The sequence below is a fragment of the Olsenella kribbiana genome (genome assembly GCF_036408795.1).
GTDB lineage: Bacteria > Actinomycetota > Coriobacteriia > Coriobacteriales > Atopobiaceae > Olsenella_L > Olsenella_L kribbiana.
This window is the reverse complement of sequence record NZ_JAZGJP010000014.1, coordinates 1-19,568: the sequence shown is the minus strand read 5'-3', so window position 1 is coordinate 19,568 and position 19,568 is coordinate 1. Positions and strand designations below refer to the sequence as shown.

General features: G+C 59.3%; 20 protein-coding genes and 1 pseudogene. 11 read left to right on the top strand and 10 right to left on the bottom strand.

Annotated elements, in window-relative coordinates; all coding sequences use genetic code 11:
• Positions 1-68 precede the first annotated feature (68 nt).
• Entirely contained in the window at positions 69-281 is a 213-nt protein-coding gene (locus VXJ24_RS09045) for a hypothetical protein (protein ID WP_330972608.1), read from the top strand.
• Here the strand turns inward: VXJ24_RS09045 and VXJ24_RS09040 are convergent.
• The 5 genes from VXJ24_RS09040 to VXJ24_RS09020 form a co-directional block, all read right to left on the bottom strand.
• On the bottom strand, positions 278-877 hold the full coding sequence (locus tag VXJ24_RS09040; protein ID WP_330972607.1) for a very short patch repair endonuclease: 600 nt from the start codon (positions 875-877) through the stop codon (positions 278-280). The two genes, VXJ24_RS09045 and VXJ24_RS09040, sit on opposite strands and share 4 nt — an antisense overlap.
• An 89-nt stretch (positions 878-966) precedes the next feature.
• Positions 967-1,503: an HD domain-containing protein gene (locus VXJ24_RS09035; RefSeq protein ID WP_330972606.1), complete on the bottom strand. Its 537-nt coding sequence runs from the start codon at positions 1,501-1,503 to the stop codon at positions 967-969.
• Between the two features lie 33 nt (positions 1,504-1,536).
• Positions 1,537-1,917 carry a peptide chain release factor-like protein gene (locus VXJ24_RS09030; RefSeq protein WP_430623817.1) on the bottom strand — a complete coding sequence of 127 codons (381 nt, stop codon included), beginning with the start codon at positions 1,915-1,917 and terminating at the stop codon, positions 1,537-1,539.
• Between the two features lie 192 nt (positions 1,918-2,109).
• Entirely contained in the window at positions 2,110-2,832 is a 723-nt protein-coding gene (locus VXJ24_RS09025; protein ID WP_330972605.1) for an SDR family NAD(P)-dependent oxidoreductase, read from the bottom strand.
• Entirely contained in the window at positions 2,825-3,574 is a 750-nt protein-coding gene (locus VXJ24_RS09020) for a VUT family protein (protein WP_330972604.1), read from the bottom strand. The genes VXJ24_RS09025 and VXJ24_RS09020 overlap by 8 nt, the downstream gene beginning before the upstream one ends.
• 230 nt (positions 3,575-3,804) lie before the next feature.
• Here VXJ24_RS09020 and metG point away from each other — a divergent pair, with 230 nt between their 5' ends.
• From metG to VXJ24_RS08990, 6 genes are all read left to right on the top strand, one after another.
• Positions 3,805-4,254 carry a methionine--tRNA ligase subunit beta gene (gene metG, locus VXJ24_RS09015; protein WP_330972603.1) on the top strand — a complete coding sequence of 150 codons (450 nt, stop codon included), beginning with the start codon at positions 3,805-3,807 and terminating at the stop codon, positions 4,252-4,254.
• Between the two features lie 21 nt (positions 4,255-4,275).
• Complete coding sequence (locus tag VXJ24_RS09010) at positions 4,276-4,758, top strand: ribonuclease domain-containing protein (protein ID WP_330972602.1); 483 nt, start codon at positions 4,276-4,278, stop codon at positions 4,756-4,758.
• Between the two features lie 9 nt (positions 4,759-4,767).
• The gene (locus VXJ24_RS09005) at positions 4,768-5,043 is read left to right on the top strand and encodes a barstar family protein (protein WP_330972601.1); all 276 of its coding nucleotides are present in this window, start codon (positions 4,768-4,770) and stop codon (positions 5,041-5,043) included.
• 14 nt (positions 5,044-5,057) lie between these two features.
• Complete coding sequence (locus VXJ24_RS09000) at positions 5,058-5,858, top strand: alpha/beta hydrolase (protein WP_330972600.1); 801 nt, start codon at positions 5,058-5,060, stop codon at positions 5,856-5,858.
• A gap of 38 nt (positions 5,859-5,896) precedes the next feature.
• Positions 5,897-7,183: an ATP-binding protein gene (locus VXJ24_RS08995; RefSeq protein ID WP_330972599.1), complete on the top strand. Its 1,287-nt coding sequence runs from the start codon at positions 5,897-5,899 to the stop codon at positions 7,181-7,183.
• Between the two features lie 115 nt (positions 7,184-7,298).
• The gene (locus VXJ24_RS08990; RefSeq protein ID WP_330972598.1) at positions 7,299-8,606 is read left to right on the top strand and encodes an L-cysteine desulfidase family protein; all 1,308 of its coding nucleotides are present in this window, start codon (positions 7,299-7,301) and stop codon (positions 8,604-8,606) included.
• A 3-nt stretch (positions 8,607-8,609) separates the two neighbouring features.
• On the opposite strand, the gene VXJ24_RS08985 is transcribed toward VXJ24_RS08990, so the two are convergent.
• The 5 genes from VXJ24_RS08985 to VXJ24_RS08965 form a co-directional block, all read right to left on the bottom strand.
• Positions 8,610-9,185 (bottom strand): SGNH/GDSL hydrolase family protein, encoded by a 576-nt coding sequence (locus VXJ24_RS08985; RefSeq protein WP_330972597.1) that lies wholly within the window; start codon positions 9,183-9,185, stop codon positions 8,610-8,612.
• Between the two features lie 152 nt (positions 9,186-9,337).
• Positions 9,338-10,246, bottom strand: coding sequence for a deoxyribonuclease IV (locus VXJ24_RS08980; protein ID WP_330972596.1), 909 nt, complete (start codon positions 10,244-10,246; stop codon positions 9,338-9,340).
• A gap of 174 nt (positions 10,247-10,420) precedes the next feature.
• Complete coding sequence (locus VXJ24_RS08975) at positions 10,421-11,038, bottom strand: biotin transporter BioY (RefSeq protein ID WP_330972595.1); 618 nt, start codon at positions 11,036-11,038, stop codon at positions 10,421-10,423.
• A 574-nt stretch (positions 11,039-11,612) separates the two neighbouring features.
• Positions 11,613-12,692, bottom strand: a complete 1,080-nt coding sequence (locus VXJ24_RS08970) for a substrate-binding domain-containing protein (RefSeq protein WP_330972594.1) — start codon at positions 12,690-12,692, stop codon at positions 11,613-11,615.
• Positions 12,693-13,644: 952 nt separating this feature from the next.
• Entirely contained in the window at positions 13,645-14,589 is a 945-nt protein-coding gene (locus tag VXJ24_RS08965; RefSeq protein WP_330972593.1) for a magnesium transporter CorA family protein, read from the bottom strand.
• A gap of 637 nt (positions 14,590-15,226) precedes the next feature.
• Between VXJ24_RS08965 and VXJ24_RS11510 the strand changes: the two are divergent.
• The 4 genes and pseudogenes from VXJ24_RS11510 to VXJ24_RS08950 form a co-directional block, all read left to right on the top strand.
• Positions 15,227-15,361 (top strand): annotated as a pseudogene (locus tag VXJ24_RS11510) (CAT RNA binding domain-containing protein); the annotation flags it as partial.
• 60 nt (positions 15,362-15,421) lie between these two features.
• A complete protein-coding gene (locus VXJ24_RS08960; protein ID WP_330972592.1) occupies positions 15,422-16,072 on the top strand; it encodes a BglG family transcription antiterminator in 651 nt (216 codons plus the stop codon).
• A gap of 284 nt (positions 16,073-16,356) precedes the next feature.
• Complete coding sequence (locus VXJ24_RS08955; protein WP_330972591.1) at positions 16,357-17,784, top strand: PTS transporter subunit EIIC; 1,428 nt, start codon at positions 16,357-16,359, stop codon at positions 17,782-17,784.
• Positions 17,785-17,849: 65 nt separating this feature from the next.
• Positions 17,850-18,743, top strand: a complete 894-nt coding sequence (locus VXJ24_RS08950; protein ID WP_330972590.1) for a Nif3-like dinuclear metal center hexameric protein — start codon at positions 17,850-17,852, stop codon at positions 18,741-18,743.
• Positions 18,744-19,568: the final 825 nt, after the last annotated feature.

Sequence of the window (19,568 nt, the reverse complement as noted above, 5' to 3'; positions counted from 1 at the left end):
CTCAGAGATACCTTGCCAGAGCCTCGTGCTACAGTGGTCAGCATTGCATGCATAGGAAAGGAACCATCATGGGTGCAGGCATCGCAGTCATCGTCCTCGGCGTCATCATTGCCATCTGGCAGAGCTCGAAGCGGAAGAATGCCGAGGGCAAGATCGAGACGAAGCCAGAAGAGGAGGCCTGGCTCTCCCAGCAGGCACGCAAGGTGGTCGATGGGTACCGCGAGGAGAAGGCAACTGCAGAGGCGGAAGAGGCAGCAGCCGAAGCGGAGGACGAGGACTAGCCCTCTTTCATGGGATCTTCTGTATCTTCGAGCGGAGCTTCTGCCTGAGAGGCAGCTGCCAGCTCTGAAGGCTCTTCAGCGATGCACTCGACTTCAGAGGCGTCCTGCGCCGCATCTTCAGCGTCTGCGTATGCATCTTCGCCGAGCGTGAGTGTGGCAAGCGTCTCCTCAACGGTACGTATGCACTCGTCGGTGTGCTTCATTACGTCCTTGCTCCAGAAGTGGATGATATGCCAGCCGCTCTCCGTGAGCTCGGCATCCACTTCCTGGTCGCGCTCCATGTTGCGCTTGATCTTCGGCAGCCAGTAATCTGGATGGTTCGAGTGCTTGAGCTGCTCCTCGAGGCTCTCATACTTCTTGCTCTCAAGCCCTCCGTAGAATCCCTTCCCATGGAAGAACTCCGAGTCCACGAAGATGCAGAGCCGGTATTTCGTCATAACGATATCAGGCGAGCCAGGAAGCTTCCGGAAGTTCTTGCGGTAGCGATAGCCCCTGTGCCAGAGCTCCTTCCTGAGCAGGACCTCTGGCTTCGTATCCTTCCCATGGATCTTGGACATGATCTTGCTCCGCACCTCAGGAGAGACCGTATCTGCCACAGATGCTCCCCTCGACGCGTGCAGGACACAGACCCAAAGCCTCAGGGCACGATTATAGCCAAGCCCCGTTGCCTGTCAGATCCTGGGCTCTAGCTCAGATAGAGGAGCTCCAGGAGCTTCGTGCCTGTCTGCGTCCTGAAGATATGGCGCTTCGCCTGCTCGGCTGCATGCCTTCTCGCTTCTGCATTGTCTGGTGCATCCTCGTAGATGTTCACGAGGAAGTCTGCCTCGACGAGGATCTGGTAGTCTGCACCCTCGATATTCGCATACGTATGGTGATGGGCGATGAGCCAGCAGATGCGCTCAATGGCCTCAGGTGCATATTCTGCCTTCTCGAGAAGCGGTCGTGCTACGCCAGGCCCCAGCTCCTCCTGGTGCTTGCCGCCCGCATTTCCATAGATCCGCTCCGACTCATGGATGCCGGCATCATGCACGATAGCAGCAGCCTCGACGATGTAGCGGGTCCTCTCGTCCACACCTTCCGCCTCTGCGATATCGCGTGCGAACGTACGGACCTTCGCGAAATGATGGATGCGCTTGGAATCGCCCTTGTCGTATTCTGCCATCGCAAGCTCGAGAGCTGCATGGCTCTTGGGTCCGAGTGCTTCCATATCTTCTGAAGACATATTGTCTCAGCCTTTCTGCCTGGGTTCTGGGAATCAGTCGAAGTCAGCCCTGCGCCGGAGCTTCTTGACCTGGCTTCTGCGTGCCTTTGCATCGAGCCTGCGTGCAATCGAAGCCTTTGTCGGCTTGGTCTTCTTGCGCTTCTTCGGCCTGCGCGCACGACGGACGAGCTCCTCATGTATCTTCTCGAGGCAGCGCTCCCTGTTCTGGAGCTGGCTTCTCGACTCGCGGCTCACGACTGTGATGCCGGTCGGGACATGGATCATGCGCACGGCTGAGTCTGCCGTGTTCACGCCCTGACCGCCGGGGCCCGTGGCATGGAACGCCTCAGCATGGCACTGGCGGGCAAGCTCCTTGTCCGGAAGGCGTGCAAAGCGCACATATTCCTCATGGCTCAGATGTCCTTCCATGCTCATGCTCCGCCCCTCTCCCTCCGCCACAGCAGCGTTCTGGATGATACCCGCATGTACCTCCATGCCGCCGAAAACAGAAAGAACGTCGCTTTTCTGCAACATGTCTGCCGGCGACAGGGGCACGTCGGAAACGGACACATTCAGACGTCAGACAAGTGCTGAGGGAGCCGCACCAAGGTGCAGCTCCCTCATTTCCTAGAAGTCGGTATCCGGCCAGACGAAGTCGAAAGATCCCGCCTCTCCCCCGTCGATCAGGAGGTTCTGTCCTGTCATGAACCGGTTCGTGACTGCGACGAAGTAGATCCATTCCGCTATCTCTTGAGGGGTTGCCCAGCGCTTCAGGGGCGTGAGCTCCATGATGCGCGACCACAGCGTCTCGTCTTCCATCACAGGGAGATTGAGATCGGTCAGCACTCCTCCCGGGTCGATGCTGTTGCAGGTGGCCTGGGGCGCCACCCGCTGCGCCAGGTTCTTTGCATAGGCAAGGACGCCGCCCTTCGAGGCAGCATAGGCAGGAAACTCGGCACCCGTGTGTCCGCTCGAGGAGCCGACCAGCACGATCGCCTCGAGCTGCGGTGCTGCCTTCCTGTCCTTGAAGGCATAGGTCTCGCAGACATTGAGCGTGCCCTTGAGGTTCACGTCGATATCATCTTCGCTCGCCTGCACGCCGGCATTGCTCACGATCACATTGGGGGCAAGGCCCTTGGGCAGAAGATCGCGTCTTCTGACATCTGCGATGAGATGCGTGTAGCAGGGATGCTCGATCGTGGCAGGAGCGATATCGAGGCCACAGACCTCATGTCCCCGCTCGAGGAAGAGCTCGGCTGCTGCCCGTCCGATGCCCGAGGAGGTGCCGGTGATCAGCACCTTGAGCGAGCGTCCACCATGATCGAGGGGGAGGCTCCTTCTCTCAGGCATGCTGGGCCTCCAGCGTCTGGCGCACTTCGGGATGGAGCGCAAGATACTCTTCTCCCACACCGTCACGTTCCCAGCCCTTTACGACACGGAAGCCTACAGGCGAGAGGAACACCTCGCAGAGGAGCTCCATCACGGCACCGGTGAGCGAGCAGGCAATGACCTGTGTCCAGGTCCACCCGAAGAAGTTGTGGCTCACGATAGCGGCAAAGACGAAGTTGTCCACGAACTGGCCGATCAGGGTGCTGACATAGGAACGGATAGCGAAGCTCGCGAAGTTGTTCTTCCTGAGCTTCCTGCCGATGCTGACATTCAGGAACGAGTTTGCGATCGACGAGCAGACCATAGCGCAGGACGAGCCGAAGACCACATACCAGCTGCCAGCAAATGTCGCATTGAGCGCTGCGTTCACCTCGAGCGAACCGTAGCTGTAATAGGCACCCCACATGCCCGGCGTCAGGCTCATGAGCCAGAACAGGATGGATACCGCAAGATTCACGAGGAGCGCCAGGATGCTGACCGTCACAGAAGCCTTGGCGCCGAAGCGCTTGCAGATCATGTCCATGCAGAGGAAGCTCACCCAGCTCACGCAGAAGCCGCAGTCGAGCGCGAGGTACGGCAGCGAGATGAGCTCCTTGTTCGCAAGCAGGTTCATTACAACGACAGCGACCGTGAAGAGCGCAACCGTCGGGCTCGGAATGGAACGGAGCAGGACGCGGCAATCTTGAAGCGTTTTCTTGAGCATGAGATATCTCCCGGTTTTGGATTGGCAAGCAGGTTTCTACCTGGGACTGCTTGGAGGGCCGCTCTCGGCCGCAGAACATGGTAGCAAAGAGGGCTCTCTATCACACGGAACTCCAGAAAAAGGCCTGAAAGAGAATTGCCTGCACCAGAGCCTGAGCCTTCCGGCATCATCAGACAGAATGCAGGCTCGTATAGAATGGATGCGTCCACAACGCAAGAGAAAGGTTGAGCATGGATACAGAAGAGAAGATCGAAACGGCAGAGAACGTGCAGGCCGAAGCGGCTCCTGAGGACGCTGCTCCTGAGAAGACGGCAGAGGCCCCTTCGATCGAGCCCTTTGCCGAGGAGATCTCGTTCGATACATTTGCCGCATCCGATATGCGTGTCTGCAAGGTGCTTGCCTGCGAGGCCGTGAAGAAGAGCAAGAAGCTCCTGAGGTTCACGCTCGATGATGGATCCGGCACCGAGAGGCAGATCCTTTCCGGCATCCACGCCTACTACGAGCCAGAAGAGCTCGTCGGCAAGACCGTTGTCGCAATCGTGAACATCCCGCCGAGGAAGATGATGGGTCTCGACTCCTGCGGCATGCTGCTTTCTGCCGTCCATGAGGAGGATGGCTCCGAGCGCCTCTCCCTTCTCATGCTCGATGACAAGATCCCTGCGGGCGCAAAGCTCTGCTAGTTCCCAAGCTGGAGAAGCGCAATGAGACGTTTCCGCCATCTTTTGGGAGCCATGCTCTCCTGCATCCTTGCCCTCCTTCTGGCTCTGGGTACCTGGGCCTGCAGCACGCCAACTGCTGCACCCCAGGATGCTCAGGCCACCTCTTCAGCAGGCACGGTCCAGGTCGAGCATGGCTCTTCCTATACAAGCAAGGAGGAGGTTGCTGCCTACCTCCACGAGTACGGAGAGCTGCCGCCGAACTTCATCTCGAAGACAAAGGCGAAGAGGGCAGGCTGGGTTCCCTCGGAAGGAAATCTCGACGAGGTCTGCCCGGGCATGAGCATAGGTGGCTCTGTCTTCTACAACGACGACGGAAAGCTGCCAGACGCCGAGGGCAGGACCTGGCATGAATGCGATATCGACTACGATGGAGGCATGCGGGGGCCTGAGCGCATCGTCTGGTCGACCGACGGCCTCATCTACTACACGCCCGACCACTACGAGACCTTCGAGCAGCTCTACTGAGGAAGACCGATGAAGATCCGGATTTCAGAGGCAGACACGCTTGCCCCAGACGACGTCTGGGACCTTCTGTCTGAGAGCTTCGGCTTCCCCTCCTGGTTCGGCCGCAACTTTGCAGCGCTTTCTGACCTCCTCGAAGATGTGGCAGTTCCAGCCGAGCTCGAGATCGTCCTGGACAGCCAGGATGAAGACCTCGCCCGGCACCGTTTCTTTGCAGCGCTTGCCCAGGTTGCCTCGCGTGCTGCCGAGGAGAATCCGACCCTCCAGGTAGCGATATATACGGTCTGAGAGGAGTTTCTGCCATGATCGAAAAGCACGACATGTGGTATGCGCCGCACGAAGGCACAAGGACGCTCCACATCTGGCTTCCTGATGACTACTACGCAGACGGAAACGAGGAGCGCTATCCCGTCACATATTTCTTCGACGGGCAGAACCTCTTCTCTGACAATGAGGCAACCTACGGCACGAGCTGGGGCCTGGCAGATTTCCTCCGCAGCTGGGAGAAGCCGATGATTGTGGTCGGTCTCGAGTGCAGCCATGTCGGAAACGAGCGCCTCGACGAATACTGTCCCTGGAGCCTGAAGATCATGGACTTCGATGTCCATGGCATCGGCGAGAAGACGTTCCAGTGGATCATGAACGACATAAAGCCCTGGGTCGATGCGACCTATCGTACCTGGCCGCACCGCGAAGCGACTGCCATCGCAGGATCCAGCATGGGCGGCATCATGAGCGTCTACGGCGTCCTTGCCCACAACGATGTCTTCAGCAAGGCAGGCTGCATCTCTTCGGGCTGCCATTTCATGAACCGCTTCTTCGTGCCTCTTGCCAACATCTCAGACATCTCTTCTGATACACGGGCCTACTTCGCCTGGGCAGAGGGAGAGTCCGGCAAGATCTGGGGAGAGGATCTCCTCGAAGATTCGGATGAAGCCGCAGCCACGCAGGAGCTTGCCACAATCCTTCGCAATGAGGGAGCGGCAACCTCGCTCTGGTGCATTCCGGGAGGGCAGCACAACGAGGCAAGCTGGGCGACGCAGAACAGGCGCTGCTTCGATTTCCTGTGGTGTGCCCGCGAGGATGGACCAGACGAAGCCTGAGCAAGAACCTCAGACAGTCTATGCAGGAGGGAGCCAGGATGTTCAGCCCGTTTCGTGACGAGCAGGGGCATGAGAAGGCCCTGAGCGATGTGGCATGGGGAGACCTTGCCCAGCTCCAGGAGCTCGAGGAAGGCTTTGCCCTCGAGTTCAAGCAGACATTCGGCCCTTCAGTGCGCCGCAAGATCCCGAAGATCGTGGCCTCGTTCTCGAACTCCCATGGCGGATGGCTCATCATCGGCATTGCCGACGATTCCCGCGAAGTCTGTCCTTTGCCCAAAGGCTCTACCGACTACTCCCAGATCATAGGCGAGCTCTGCCGCCACCATGTATCGCCGGCACCGCGCTTCGAGGTGCGCTTCCTTGCCAATCCCCAGAATCCAGAGACCGGCGTCGTGCTTGTCCGCATCGACGAGGGCGACTTCCCGCCCTATGTCGCCGACGGCATTGTCGAGATAAGGGAGGGCTCGACCTCAGGCCCTGCCGACTCGGCAGCGCTGGTCGATCTCTACGACAGAGCGATGAGGAGAAGGCAGGAAGTCGAGCGCTTCTGCAGGCGCACAGTCTTCTATCCGATGGCAGACGATGCAGCTGATGATGCAGCGCTCTTCGACCTCTATCTTTTCCATATGGGACCAGCGGCAGAAGATGTCCATGCCCGCACCCGCGTGAACGAGGGTGCTGCCTTCATGCAGGAAGCCTTTGCCCACAACGGCGTCGAGTGCCACATCCAGCATGCCCATGACAGCCTCATCTTCAGGAGCTCCCAGGCAGACGATATGGTCGTCCCCCACTCTGCCATCGAGCTCTTCCCTGACGCATCCATGAAGCTTTCGGTCCCTGCTGTCATGGTCCGCGGCAAGAAGCGAAAGAGTGCGCTCAAGACCCTGCGGGAAAAGACGGGCGCCTCGCTTCCTGATGATGTCCGCCTCATGGACGCATCGGCGGCACTCCAGCGCGTGACGAGGATGGCATCGCTCCTTGACCGCTTCGTGCGCCTTTCGGGCCTTTCCTGGCAGGAATATGCTGTAGCATACGAGCTCGAGCACATGGCAGGCGTGACGCTCTGGTCGAAGGATCCGACCTATCTCTCCTACGCAAAGACGCACGGCATCCTCTGGTGCGCAACGGCAGACTGCCTTTCGCGCGTCCGCTATCTCGATGACGGGGCACACGACACCTTCCGCGCCCGCCAGTTTGCCGGCAGCCACTTCTTCGAAGCCTGCGGACTTCCGCTTGGCTCGCCCGACTCGGAAGATGCTGCTCTCGTCCAGGCACTGCTCTCGACAAGCCAGGACGAGGAGATGCAAGAGCCCAAGGAAGAGTGAGCGCCTCGACGCTCGATTTCATGGAGAAGGAACGAAAGGCAGCGTTCGTTTAACAAGCCTGTAGCTATCGTGCGCTACCGTATCCCCCAAACTTCACAAGAGCAAGGAGCATGGCATGGAACGCGCTGACACCGAACGCTATCTCACTATCCTGAGGCGCGAGCTTGTCTGCGCGCTTGGCTGCACGGAGCCCATTGCCGTTGCCTATGTGGCAGCACTCGCGAGAGACGCCCTGGGCGAGGCACCTGAGCATCTCTCCGTTGCCTGCTCCGGCAACATCATCAAGAATGTGAAGAGCGTGACCGTGCCGAACTCCGGCGACCAGCGTGGCATCGAGGCAGCAGCGACGCTCGGCTGCGTCGGCGGCAAGGCAGAGGCAGCACTCGAAGTCCTCGAAGGCGTCACGAAAGATGAGCAGGAGCGCACACGTGAGCTTGTCTCCTCCGGCTTCTGCGATGTATCCCTGGCAGAGGATGTGCCGAACCTCTATATCCGCGTCGTCGCAACAGGAGAAGGCCATGAGGGTGTGGCCTGCGTCTCGGGCAGGCATACGAATGTCGTCGAGCTCACACGTGATGGGAAGGCAGTCTCGGTCGACGGCGTCACGGTGCAGGAAGGTGCTGCGCAAGAGGACGCAGAAGCAGAGCCCGACCTTGCCTGCCTCTCGCTTGAAGGCATCTGGGAGTTTGCCCATACGGTCCCCATCGCCGATATCAAGGACATGATCGAGCGCCAGGTGACCCTCAACGAGGAGATCTCGAACGAAGGCCTCTCGGGCGACTGGGGCGCCCGCATCGGCAAGACCCTGCTCCTCACCCGTCCCGACGATATCTCCTGCCGTGCACGCGCTGCGGCAGCTGCAGGATCTGACGCCCGCATGAGCGGCTGTCCCATGCCTGTCGTAATCAACTGCGGCTCGGGCAACCAGGGCATCACGTGCTCCTTGCCTGTCGCAGAATATGCACGCTTCCTCAAGGTCTCCCACGACGAGATGCTGCGTGCCGTCGCGCTCTCCGACCTTACCGCCATCCATGCGAAGCGCTTCATCGGCGAGCTCTCTGCCTTCTGCGGCGCTGTGACCGCGGCAACCGGTGCTGGCGCTGCCATCTGCTACCTGAGGGGCGGCTCCTTCGGCCAGTACCAGGCAACGATTGCCAATACCCTTGCCAATGTGGGCGGCATCGTCTGCGACGGAGCAAAGCCGAGCTGTGCTGCCAAGATCGCCGCTGCGGTCGATGCAGCGATTCTGGGATGCGACATGGCATTGGCGAATGTCGACTTCAATCCCGGTGAAGGCCTCATCGGCGAGACGACGGAGGAGACAATCCGGTCCATGGGATATGTCGGCCGTGTCGGCATGCATCCCACCGACGTCGAGATCCTGAACATCATGATTGGAAAGACGGTCTGCCAGAACTCCTGAGGCTCACGCACCGCGGATGGCAGAGGCAAGGGCCTGGACGGCGAGCTTCGTGCCGTCCAGGCTGGGGTGCCTGCCATCGCGCCCGTAGAGCCTTGGGGCAAAGCCCTGTTTCCTGAAGGCCTCCCCGACCTCGGCCAGCACGAGACGATCCTTGTCTGCGATGCTGCGGCAGACAGAAGTGATTGCATCCTGCATGGAAGATGGAGCGAGGCCAAGCGCAGCAAGGCGCGGGCATCCTTCGCAGAATGCCCAGGTCTCGAAGAGGATAGGCACCCCTTTCTGTGCGCGCACCAGAGAGGCAAGCCTCTGCACGCTTCGTTCGAAGGATGCCGGCGATGCCACAGCTGCCGTGCTCATCTCCTGGAGTACCACGAAGGCATAGCCTCCTGCTTCGAGCAAGGCGAGCGTCTGGCTCCCAAGCTTCGTCTTCGGGTTCAGCTGTTCGGCGAGACGTGCCCCTCCCCGCGCGTGCACCTCGACCTCGCAGGAAAGCTCCTCGGCAAGAAGCTCTGGCAGGCCATTGGCCCGCGTGAAGCTGTTTCCGAGCATCAGGATGCGGAATGTATCGGAACGATCCATAGACCTCATGCCTTCCCGAGAAGATGGACAGCGACCATCGGTCTGCGCAATGCCCCTGCCAGCGCCATACCAGCACTCCTGTGTGCACGCTATGCGCTCCCACGTTGCGCCAGCATCCTGGCAGGCCTTCATGAGGGGCCTAAAAGCGGTCCCTATGCCTCCTTGGGCGCTTCCTCTTCCTCGTCTTCTGCTTCAAGCAGCGCTTTGGCCTCGTCGAGCGCGGCTCCCCGAGCAAGAGCACGCAGTGCAGCTATCTCGCGCCGGTAGCCAGAGAGCTCGTTGGGCGTCTCCAGAATCATCGGCAGATCCGAGATGCGCTGATTCGTCACGATGGCCTGGAAGGCAGCCAGGCCGAGCGTGCCCTGTCCGAGCTTTTCATGGCGGTCCTTGTGGGAGCCAAGAGGATTTTTCGAATCGTTCAGATGCAGCGCCTTCAGGCGGTCCAAGCCGATCACCCGATCGAACTCGTCAAGCACGCCGTCGAGGTCTTCCGCTATCGGATATCCCGCGTCGTTCACATGGCAGGTATCGAGGCAGACGCCCATGAGCTCGTCGTGCTCGACGCCTTCGAGGATGCTCTCTATCTCATCGAACGTACGGCCCACTTCGGTCCCTTTCCCTGCCATGGTCTCGAGCAGCACGCAGGTCTTCTGTCCGGGCACAAGCACCTGGTTGAGCCCTTCGACGATGAGGCGGATGCCTTCATCTGCTCCCTGCTTCAGATGGTTGCCGGGATGGAAGTTGAGGTAGTTGCCGGGCAGCTCTTCCATGCGTTCGATATCGGAGGCGAAGGCCTCGCGCGTGTATTCCACGACATCCGGCTTCGCCGAGCACAGATTCATCGTATAGGGAGCGTGCGCGACGAGCTTTCCGAACTGGTGGCGCTCCATAAGATCGAGAAGTGCCTGCACATCTGCCGGATCGGGCACCTTGCCCTTGCCGCCTCGGGGATTCCTCGTAAAGAAGGCGAAGGTATTTGCGCCGATCTCGAGCGCACACTTCCCCATCGCCTCATAGCCTTTCGAAGTCGAGAGATGGCAGCCTACCGTGATGTCGCCCATGAATCCAGCACCTTCCTGTCCAGATGTATGCACAGCGATTCTATGCCCACGAGACACCAGCCCGCAAAAGAGCAGAAAGGCTGCAGATGCCCAGGCATTCCACCATACATAGCAAAGGCAGCCCGGAACGTCTGCCCGGACTGCCTCAAGCTGCATTGGATATGGCGGATGGACCTAGCGGCGCACCTCGCGTGCCGCGATACGTCCTGCCGCAAGAGCCGATGCCACAAGGCCCGCCTTCATCAGGTCGAAAACGACGAAGGGAGCGACGCCTGCCGCGAACGCTGCAGCAGGGGAAAGATGTGCGACAAGCACCAGCTGTGCCCAACCACAAAGATAGACCGCTCCCGTCATTGCTGCAACAGAGGCAAAGCAGGACACGGCCCAGGGAAGGCGCGTCTTCGAAAGCTGGGAGAGAAGATACGATCCTGCCCAGGCGCCGGCAATGAAGCCGAGGATGAAGCCTCCGGTGGGACCTGCCAGACGCCAGACGCCGCCAAGGCCGCCCGCGAAGACCGGAGCACCGAGCGCGCCTGCCGCGACATAGGCAGCGGCGGCAGATGCCGCCTCCTTCGGCTTCAGCGTCGCAGCGATGAAGCCAAGCGCCAGGATCTGGAGCGTGAACGGCACCGGCTCAAGCGGAATCTCGAGATTGGCGCTGAGTGCCAGAGCAAGAGCTCCCGCGCAGATGCGCAAAGCGCCTGCCTGCACGCTGCTGCCCTGCACCAGGCTGCGCAGCCGCGTGCTGGCAGGCGATTCCTCGAGGAGCATCCCGTTCGTTCTCTTTCGCATATCATTTCCTTTCGACACATCGGGCAAGGAATGCACGAATAGCATAGCAACCCGCTGCAGTCTGCTCGTGCAGCCTCTCGTTCAGGAAATAAGACCCAAACATACGCTGCCTTCATGCCTTCGAACCGCGCGCCTGAAGGAGGCTGTGATGGATACCCTGCATAAGCGCAAGCTCCGCGCTATCGTTGTCTCGGCACGGCTCTTCGCCTGCGGCGGACAGGCCGTCTCGCCTGCCACACACCGGGCATGACGGAGCAGGCAAGATCCAGCTGGCGCGAGAGCAGACAGCTGCTCCTGCCGAAGAGACGCTCCCCTTCTCCAGGCCGGTCCTGCGACAGAACAAGACCTGCCTTCGCCCAGATGAGCCGGCAGCAGGCCTGGCCGTGCTCTCCCATATCAGATGTCTTCACGGCAAGCATAGCGAGCACGCCCTGTCCAGCAGCTTTCAGACAGCATCGGACGGCGTCGCCTGCACGGCAGGGCGCCAGCCTCCGCCAGCCCTTGAGAAGAAGGTGCGGCTGGCCCTCTCAAAAACGGCATGCCATCCGGATGAGCAGACGCGGGAGGAAGCGCCCTAGTGCCTCTTGAGGTAGTGCTCCAGATTGGAGCGGAAGACAAGCTCCGCATCGCCGACAATGAGTCGTTTGTCCACCTTTCCATACAAGAGGCAGGCAGAGAGCGTGGCAGCCGCACGGAAGGCAAGGCCTTCCGGATCCTTGAAGAGCAGATTCGTGAAGGTATGGTTCCTGAGCGCTTCCACATTCTCCGGGAAGACATCGGAGCCGATGGCAGGCACCTTGCCGGCAAGGCCGGCAGCGCAGAGCTCCTGCGCAAGCACCATGCTGCCTGTCGCAAAGACGCTGCTGGCAAACGAGGGCACACACTCTTCCAGAGCCCTGCGTACCCTGTCGGGCAGCTCGTCCCGCTCGCTGTGGCCGCCCGGGACCTCAATGATGCGTGCTTCCGGCAGCATTCTCCGGAGCTCTTCTCTGAAGGAATCGGCCACGAGACGATGCGCCTCGACTGTCGCATCGCCCGAGAGCAGGACCGCCGAAAGGCCTGCATCTCCGTGAGCCCTGCCTGCCATAAGGTTCGCTGCCTGCTCTGCCATGAGAAGGCCTGCAGCATGGTAGTCGGGAACCGCTGCCCCGATATGGTCAATCCTTCGGTCTGCGCCCATGACAAGCTCGATGGGGATAGCATGCTCCGAGAGACGCTTGAGCTCCAGGAAATCCCGTTCCGTCTCGGGCGTGAAGGCAAGAAGGCCGCTCACATGTTCCCCTGCCTCGATCTTCCCATAGATCTCGGAAAGCACGTCCGCATAGCAGCCAGGACGAAACGAGCAGCGCCTGAACTCGATGTCGCCCGAACTATGGGAGGCAGCGAATGCCTCGAAGCCGCTCCAGAGCTGGGCATAGAAGAAGCGCCCATCGTCTTCTGCGCTTGGCAGCACGACATAGACAACCGGCGCCTTGCGCCTGAGCATCGAGGCGCTTTCGTTGCGCTCATAGCCGACCTCTTCGGCATACTGCAGGATCTCGGAGCGGGTCTTGGCACCGACGCCGGGCTTTCCCGCTATCGCCTTGTGGACCGTATTGACGGAGATGCCGAAATGGGCCGCGATATCTCTCATCGTTATGCGTGTATCTGCCATGCAGAAAGCCAATCCAGATCTTGTGCTGTACATGCCTCTCCATCATACGCGTTGCAGCATATGCACGTGAAGTGGCATGCCAGAAGAAACGTGCACAGAAGGCGGGGTCCCTTTGGGCATGTCATTTTGCTTGAGGCTCTTTACTGGTCGATAGCGGAATCGTCGAAGCAGTCACCACAGGTCGGGCAGGTCCAGGAGCCATCCTCGGCAACACGGGGGCTGGCGTGACATGCCAGCTTGTGCTCCCGCAGCAGCCGCTTCGGGAGCTGCCCTGCCTGGGAAACCTCCGCCAGGCTGCCAGCGGCCTCGAAGGAGGCACCTCCCTGCGCTGCTGCATCCGGTGCTTCCTGCCAGGGCTGTGCCGGTGCGCCCCGGGGATAGCCTGCCTGAGCAAATCCGTTCTGACGCTGCTGATAGCCACTCTGGCTGTAGCCCTATCCTCCCTGCGGAGGGTAGCCGCCCTGGCCATCCATCTCTGCCTCGAGAGTCACGAAAGCCTACATGGGCGTCTCCGAGACCGGCAGAACCGTATTCTGCATCGGCAACAATGACGGACCGAAAACCGGCATCTTCTTTCTCGATGCTGACAGCATGGCGCACGTGGGCTTCATGGGCACCGTCGCGGTCGATATGGGTTCGAGCATGGTATGGAACTGCATGCCGCGTGCGGGCCTTCCGAGGCTATCGAGGCCATCCAGACAATCCGGGGCTGCACGAACCAGATTGCCTGGCTCTGGACCTGCCTTCCTGAGAGGGCCAGGACACATGCACCATTCTCCCGCTGCACCCTTCCCTGCCGCCTTCTCGGACAGGGCTATCCAGGCAAGGCAGCTTCCGGCTTGCCGCGCATATGCTGGCAACTCCTGGCGGTTCCCGCACACCCATCAGAATCGGGCAGATGGAGCATATCCATCTGCCCTTTCTTCATGCACGAGACCTTGTTCCTGCTTCCCTACATCCAGCCTCTGCGGACAAGGATGATCGAAAGGATGACACAGACGATCGCCGTGCCGCCGCAGATGATGCCAAAGCCATGCGGGACGTTGGCGAGCGGCATCCAGCTCAGGTCGACATTCATGCCATACAGTCCCGAAATGACCGTCGGAATCGAGAGGATGAGCGTGATCGACGTGAGGCGCTGCATCACATTGTTCAGGCGCGAGTCCATGAGCGAGCTCACGAGGTTTCTCGTGCCATCCATAATGTCGCGATAGATCTGGGCCATCTCGATGGCCTGCTGCGTCTCTGTCGCAGCATCCTCGAGGAGATCTTCTGTGCTGGGGCCAGGATGGAGCCTGCCCGAGCGCTGCAGGCGCGTGAGCACAGACCCATTGCCCCTGAGCGATGTCTGAAAGTAGACAAAAGTCGTCTCCACCTCATGAAGGCTCATGAGGTCGGCTTCCGTCGTGGACTTCTTGATCTTCTCCTCGAACTCGCGCCTCTGCCTGTCGATGCAGCGCAGATCTCTCTGGTAGAGAAGAGCAGCCCTCAGCAGGATGCGGTAAAGGAACTGACGGCGCAGCCTTGTCGAAAGCTCCAGACCAGAGCCTGCCCGCCCCGGAGAGAGGATCGGCGTATCCTGCGCACAGACCGTGATCACATTGTGCTCGAGGATGAGGATGCCCAGAGGGATGGTCTCATACGTCGAGACGCCGTGGCGCACATCGTCGACCGGGATATCGATAAGGACAAGGGAGAATGCTTCCTCGTACTCGACACGGGACTTCTCTTCCGGGTCATTGGCAGCAGCGATATCGGCAGGATCGACACCCTGGAGCTGCGACGCGACGGACTCGATCTCGTCGAGCGACGGCGAGGTGAGCTTGATCCATACCCAATCATCGATTTCATCGACTGCATGCGTGCCTGCATCGTCTGTCCGGTAAAGCTCTATCACCTGCCGCCTCCTGCCCTGTCTGTCCAGCTTCCAAGGATACACGTGGAGAGGATTTCCGCGGAGCTTGAGCTGGAGTCCATGCGAAGCCTTGACATGCTGGAAGGAAAGAAGCGGACACGCGAGGAAGCTGTCAGGAAGGCCAGAACTTTCAAGTGCTGTCCCCTGTTTCGCGTGCAGGACTCCTGCATGCGAATGCCAAAACGAAATACGGGAGTGCTGTACGGCCGCAGACATCTCCTCGAGAGGTGCGGGACAGCGACGGGGCCCTGGCAGGCCCAAGATCCGATTTGGTATCCACCGGCAGCTCGGACAGCTCGAAGACCCGCACATATGCCGAGCATCAATCCGTACCGGAACGGAGGCTGCCGTCTTCGGCATGCGTCAGCAAGGGCACTCCTTGCCGGCACGAGCCCCTCATAGACAAGAAGAGCTGACATATGCCTGCCTGGCCCCTTCCAGCCCTGCAGATGCAGGCCCTGCTGCCTTGCTGCATCCCCTGCAGCCAAACTCTTCCGGCGCTCTCAGCGGACGCATTCTGCCTGTCGGGCGGATGGAGGGCAGGAATTCTTGACGGAAGAAAGATGCTCTGAAACAATCTGTTTCTGCAGCTTGCATCCAGCTGCACCAAGGAGATCCCATGAAAATCGTGAAGCGCATAAACAACAATACCGTAATATGCGTCAACCAGAAGGGGCGTGAGCTTGTCGCGATTGGCCGAGGCATCGGCTTTCCCGACGGTCCTGCCGATGTTTCTCTGGACCGCATAGAACGTACCTTCTACGGCGTCGACAGCAGGTATCTTGCCCTGCTCGATGAGCTCGACCCCAGCATCATGGAATTCTCTGCCCAGCTTGCAGACATCGCACGCTCCAGCATATCGCGGGAGCTCTCCGCCAACCTTCCCTTCACGCTTGCAGACCATATCTCTTTTGCTATCAAGCGGTGCCGAGAGCATCTCTACGTGAAGATGCCTCTAGCTTACGACGTGCAGCAGAGCTACCCCACCGAATACCGGATTGCGCAATTGGCACTCAAAGGCATCGAGCGGAATTTCGATGTCAGGCTGCCGAGAGACGAAGCTTCAGGCATAGCGCTCTGCATAGCAAACAGCGCGGTCGCACCCTCCAGCAAGGCGAAATCGAATGAAGCTAGAAAAGAGGCTCATCTCATAGACAAGCTCACCAGAGCAGTCGAAGACGAGCTGGGCATAACGGTCAGCCGCGATAGCTTCGATTTTGCCCGTTATGCAACCCATGTTCGCTATCTGCTTGAACGCATCAGCCAGGGACAGCCTCTCGAGACCGAAAACGCCAGCCTCTACCGGCCTCTCTCCGAACAGTATCCAGAAGCAGCTGCCTGTGTAGAGCGTATGTCAGGGATTATCAGGCGTGAATGCGGAGCAGATCTGACCGACGAGGAGAAGGTCTATCTCATTCTGCACGTAAACCGTCTCGTCGACAGATCGGCGGATACGCCAGACTGAAATACCGTTGGCCGGTCATTTTCTGCCGCTCGCGGCGACATGTGTTTACTACGATCCCCTTCAGCTTCTAACTTGAAGCACAACAAGGTGTTATTCGGGAGCTTGGCCCTCGGAGCATGACGGAAAGCAGAGATGCTTGACTCGGCATGCTCCGAGGGCCTTTTTCTGCTTTCCGCGCCCCTCCAGCCTCTCTCGGCCAATGCCTCGGGACGGATAGGCCTGCCGTCCTGGTTTCAGCTCTGCTGCGCACACAGACAATGCCGGAATAGAGAAGGGAAAGACCTATGGCTGACAACAAGAAGATAGCCGCCGATGTGCTTGAAGCGGTTGGAGGAAAGGAAAATGTCACGTTCGTCGCGCACTGCATGACAAGGCTGCGCTTCAATCTGAAAGACATCGATGCGCCTGATATCGAGAGCGTGAAGAAGATCGACGGAGTCATCGGGGCCCAGATCTCAGGCGCGCAGTTCCAGGTCATCATCGGACAGAACGTCGCCAAGGTCTACGAAGAGCTCTGCCGCCTGGGAGGGTTCGCGAAGCAGGATGCCATCGAAGAGAATCTGGACAGCGCTTCCGAAAAGCTCACACCCAAGGCGATCGGCAACAACATCCTGAACTACCTTTCTGGCTCGATGGTGCCGCTTATCCCGGTCCTCATGTGCGCCGGCCTCTTCAAGACGATTGGTGTCATTCTCGGCCCGACGATGGCGGGCGTCGTCTCGGAGACGAGCGACATCTATATCCTCATGAACATGCTCTATGACGCTGCCTTCTATTTCCTGCCGATATATCTCGGCTACAACGCAGCAAAGAATATCGGCGTGACACCCGTGCTTGGCGCCTTCATGGGAGGAATACTGATCGATCCGGCCATGATACAGATGGCACAGGATGGCGCTGCCTTCTCGGTCTATGGGATCCCCTGCATTCCGGGCAACTACACGCAGAGCGTGATCCCCATCCTTCTTTCGGTCTGGGCCATGCGCTATATCGAGCGCTTCTTCAAGAAGGTCGTTCCCGATACGCTGTCGACCGTCTTTGCGCCCTTCCTGACGATGGCAGCAGCGGTTCCCGCGTCTCTCTGCCTGCTGGCACCGCTCGGCAGCTGGCTGGGAAGCTGCCTTGCCGGCCTCTTCGCCTTCCTTGGCACTTCAGGCGGCATCGTCGCCGTCATCGGAGGCGGCCTTCTTGCAGCGCTCTGGCTCCCCATGGTCGTCTCGGGCATGCATATCGCTCTCATCATGCTTTCGATTGCAAACTTCATGGCAACAGGCTCTGACAGCTTCATCCTCGTCGTCACGACCGTGAGCATCTGGGCAGCCTACGGCTGCGAGGTTGCCACCTGGCTCAGGCTGCGCGATGAGAAAGAGAAGAGCATGGCACTTGGCTATGCAATCTCCAATATGGTAGGAGGTGTCGGCGAGCCCTTCATCTACGGCATGATGTTCAGATATCGCAGGCTCTTCCCCTGCCTGATGGCTGGATCTTTCGTCGCCGGAGCAATCGCGATCGCTCTGGGTGTGAGCGTCTATGTCGCAGGAGGCGCATCCAACGTCCTCAATGTCCTGGTCTTCGTCGGGGGCTCCACATCCAATCTTGTCAATATGGGAATATCGGTCGCGGCCGGATTCGTGGCATCGTTCATCCTGACGTTCATGTTTGGCTTCACCAAGGATGAGCTCAAGTATGGACCTGCACAGGAACGTGCCTAGATTCGAAACATGTGCCGCCTCTTAGCAGGAACTGCTAAGAGGCGGCAGACCAAGGAGATGGAGCAATGAAGATAGAAGAGGCTATCCAGTCGATCAGGAGCTACTGCTCAGACATCGATGCCTTCACAGGCAAGCCCATCGATCCAAAGACAACACGCGACCAGGTGCTCTATGGAGAACGCTTCCTCGGCGCAGAATGCACCGGCATCATCACCTGCATCTGGCCCACAGCAGACATCATCACGCGCGCCCAGAGCATAGGCGCGAATCTCATCATATCTCACGAAGCAATCTTCTGGAACCATGGTGACCGGCGCGATATCTTGGCCGGAAACCGCACATTCCAGGCAAAGTGCAGGCTTCTCGATCAATGGGGAGGCGTAGTGTGGCGCTGCCATGATGCAATCCATGCTGGCGTACCTTTGGAAGCAGATGGCAGCCTGGCAGACGGGATATTCTTTGGCTTTGCCGAAAAGCTCGGCTGGCTTGATTACAGAATCGACAAGTCCTGCCTGGACTTCATGCTGCCGGAACCCATTCGCGCCAGCGTGCTTGCATCCAGGCTTGTAGAGACGCTTGGCCTTTCCGGAACGCGCATCATAGGAGACAGCGCTGCTCTCGTTCAGCGTATCCGCATTCCCATTCATATCCTGGGCATGCCTGAAGCAGATACCAGCCTCATCAATGAAATAGATAGAAGCTCGATTGACTGCCTCCTTGCAATGGAGCTCATCGATTACACCGTCAGCGAATACATCCGCGATGCAGCGATGCTGGGAGCCGGCAAATGTGCCATCCATCTGGGACATTTCAACCTCGAGGAGCCCGGAATGGAATACATGGCGGAATGGATTCCAAAAGCTCTGGCTGCTGCCGGCTACCAGAGAAAGATCCAGCCTTCTGTCTCATTCCTTCCTATGGGCGATACCTATGGCTATGTAGCCTGCCATAAGTCCTGAAACAGCTGCCGACAGGAGACGTGCCAGGATTTCTGCCCTGCTCTTGCATAGGAGCAGGGCTTCATTCTGCACGCGATGAATATGCTGAAGGATATCCTGCACCAACGGAATGAAGCCCCATTCGCGTCCGCACCCCCATCCGCAAGAATAGGTCATATAACAGATAGGGGGCACGGTGCGAACTGCGCACAGCAGAACTTTTCACCGACAAAAGCCCAGTTGGCGTATCTTGCTGGCGCATCTGCGCGCAATTCGGTCACACAATTCGGCCAGCAGGAAGGCCGCAGCCTACCCGAGCAGGATCTCCAGCATGCAAGCTGCTTGAGGCAGCTAAGGCAGATGGCCGAATTGCTTCTTGCATGGACGCCGCAGCGAACATCGCCACGGCGGCACCGGAGACGACGGGCAGCCACCGCGTGCGTGTGGGATGCATTGCCGTGGCTGCTCCAATCCTAGAAGATCTGTCTGACTGATTCTGCCTGAAGGCCAGAGCTGTCGAGCTTCTGGCTGTTTTCGGCTGCATGCACGCAACGCGCGTCATTCGAAAGCATGATTTCCCGACAAGCGTGGGACGACTGCAGCAATCAGGCGGAGGGCCGGATGCAGGCAGAAATGTGTCGTGGGTACGTGTGGCCTATCAGAGAGCCCGGGCGACTCAAAATGCGGAACGATTCGTTCCAGGGTCGTTGCGCAGGAGCGATGGACAATCATGACCACCCGCGTAGCGGGTGGTTTGCTCTAAGGGTATAACCCTATAAATGCCGGCCAGGGACTCAAGTCCCTGGCCTTCGCTTCGTTCAGGCCGCATGGCCGCTTGACTCGTGG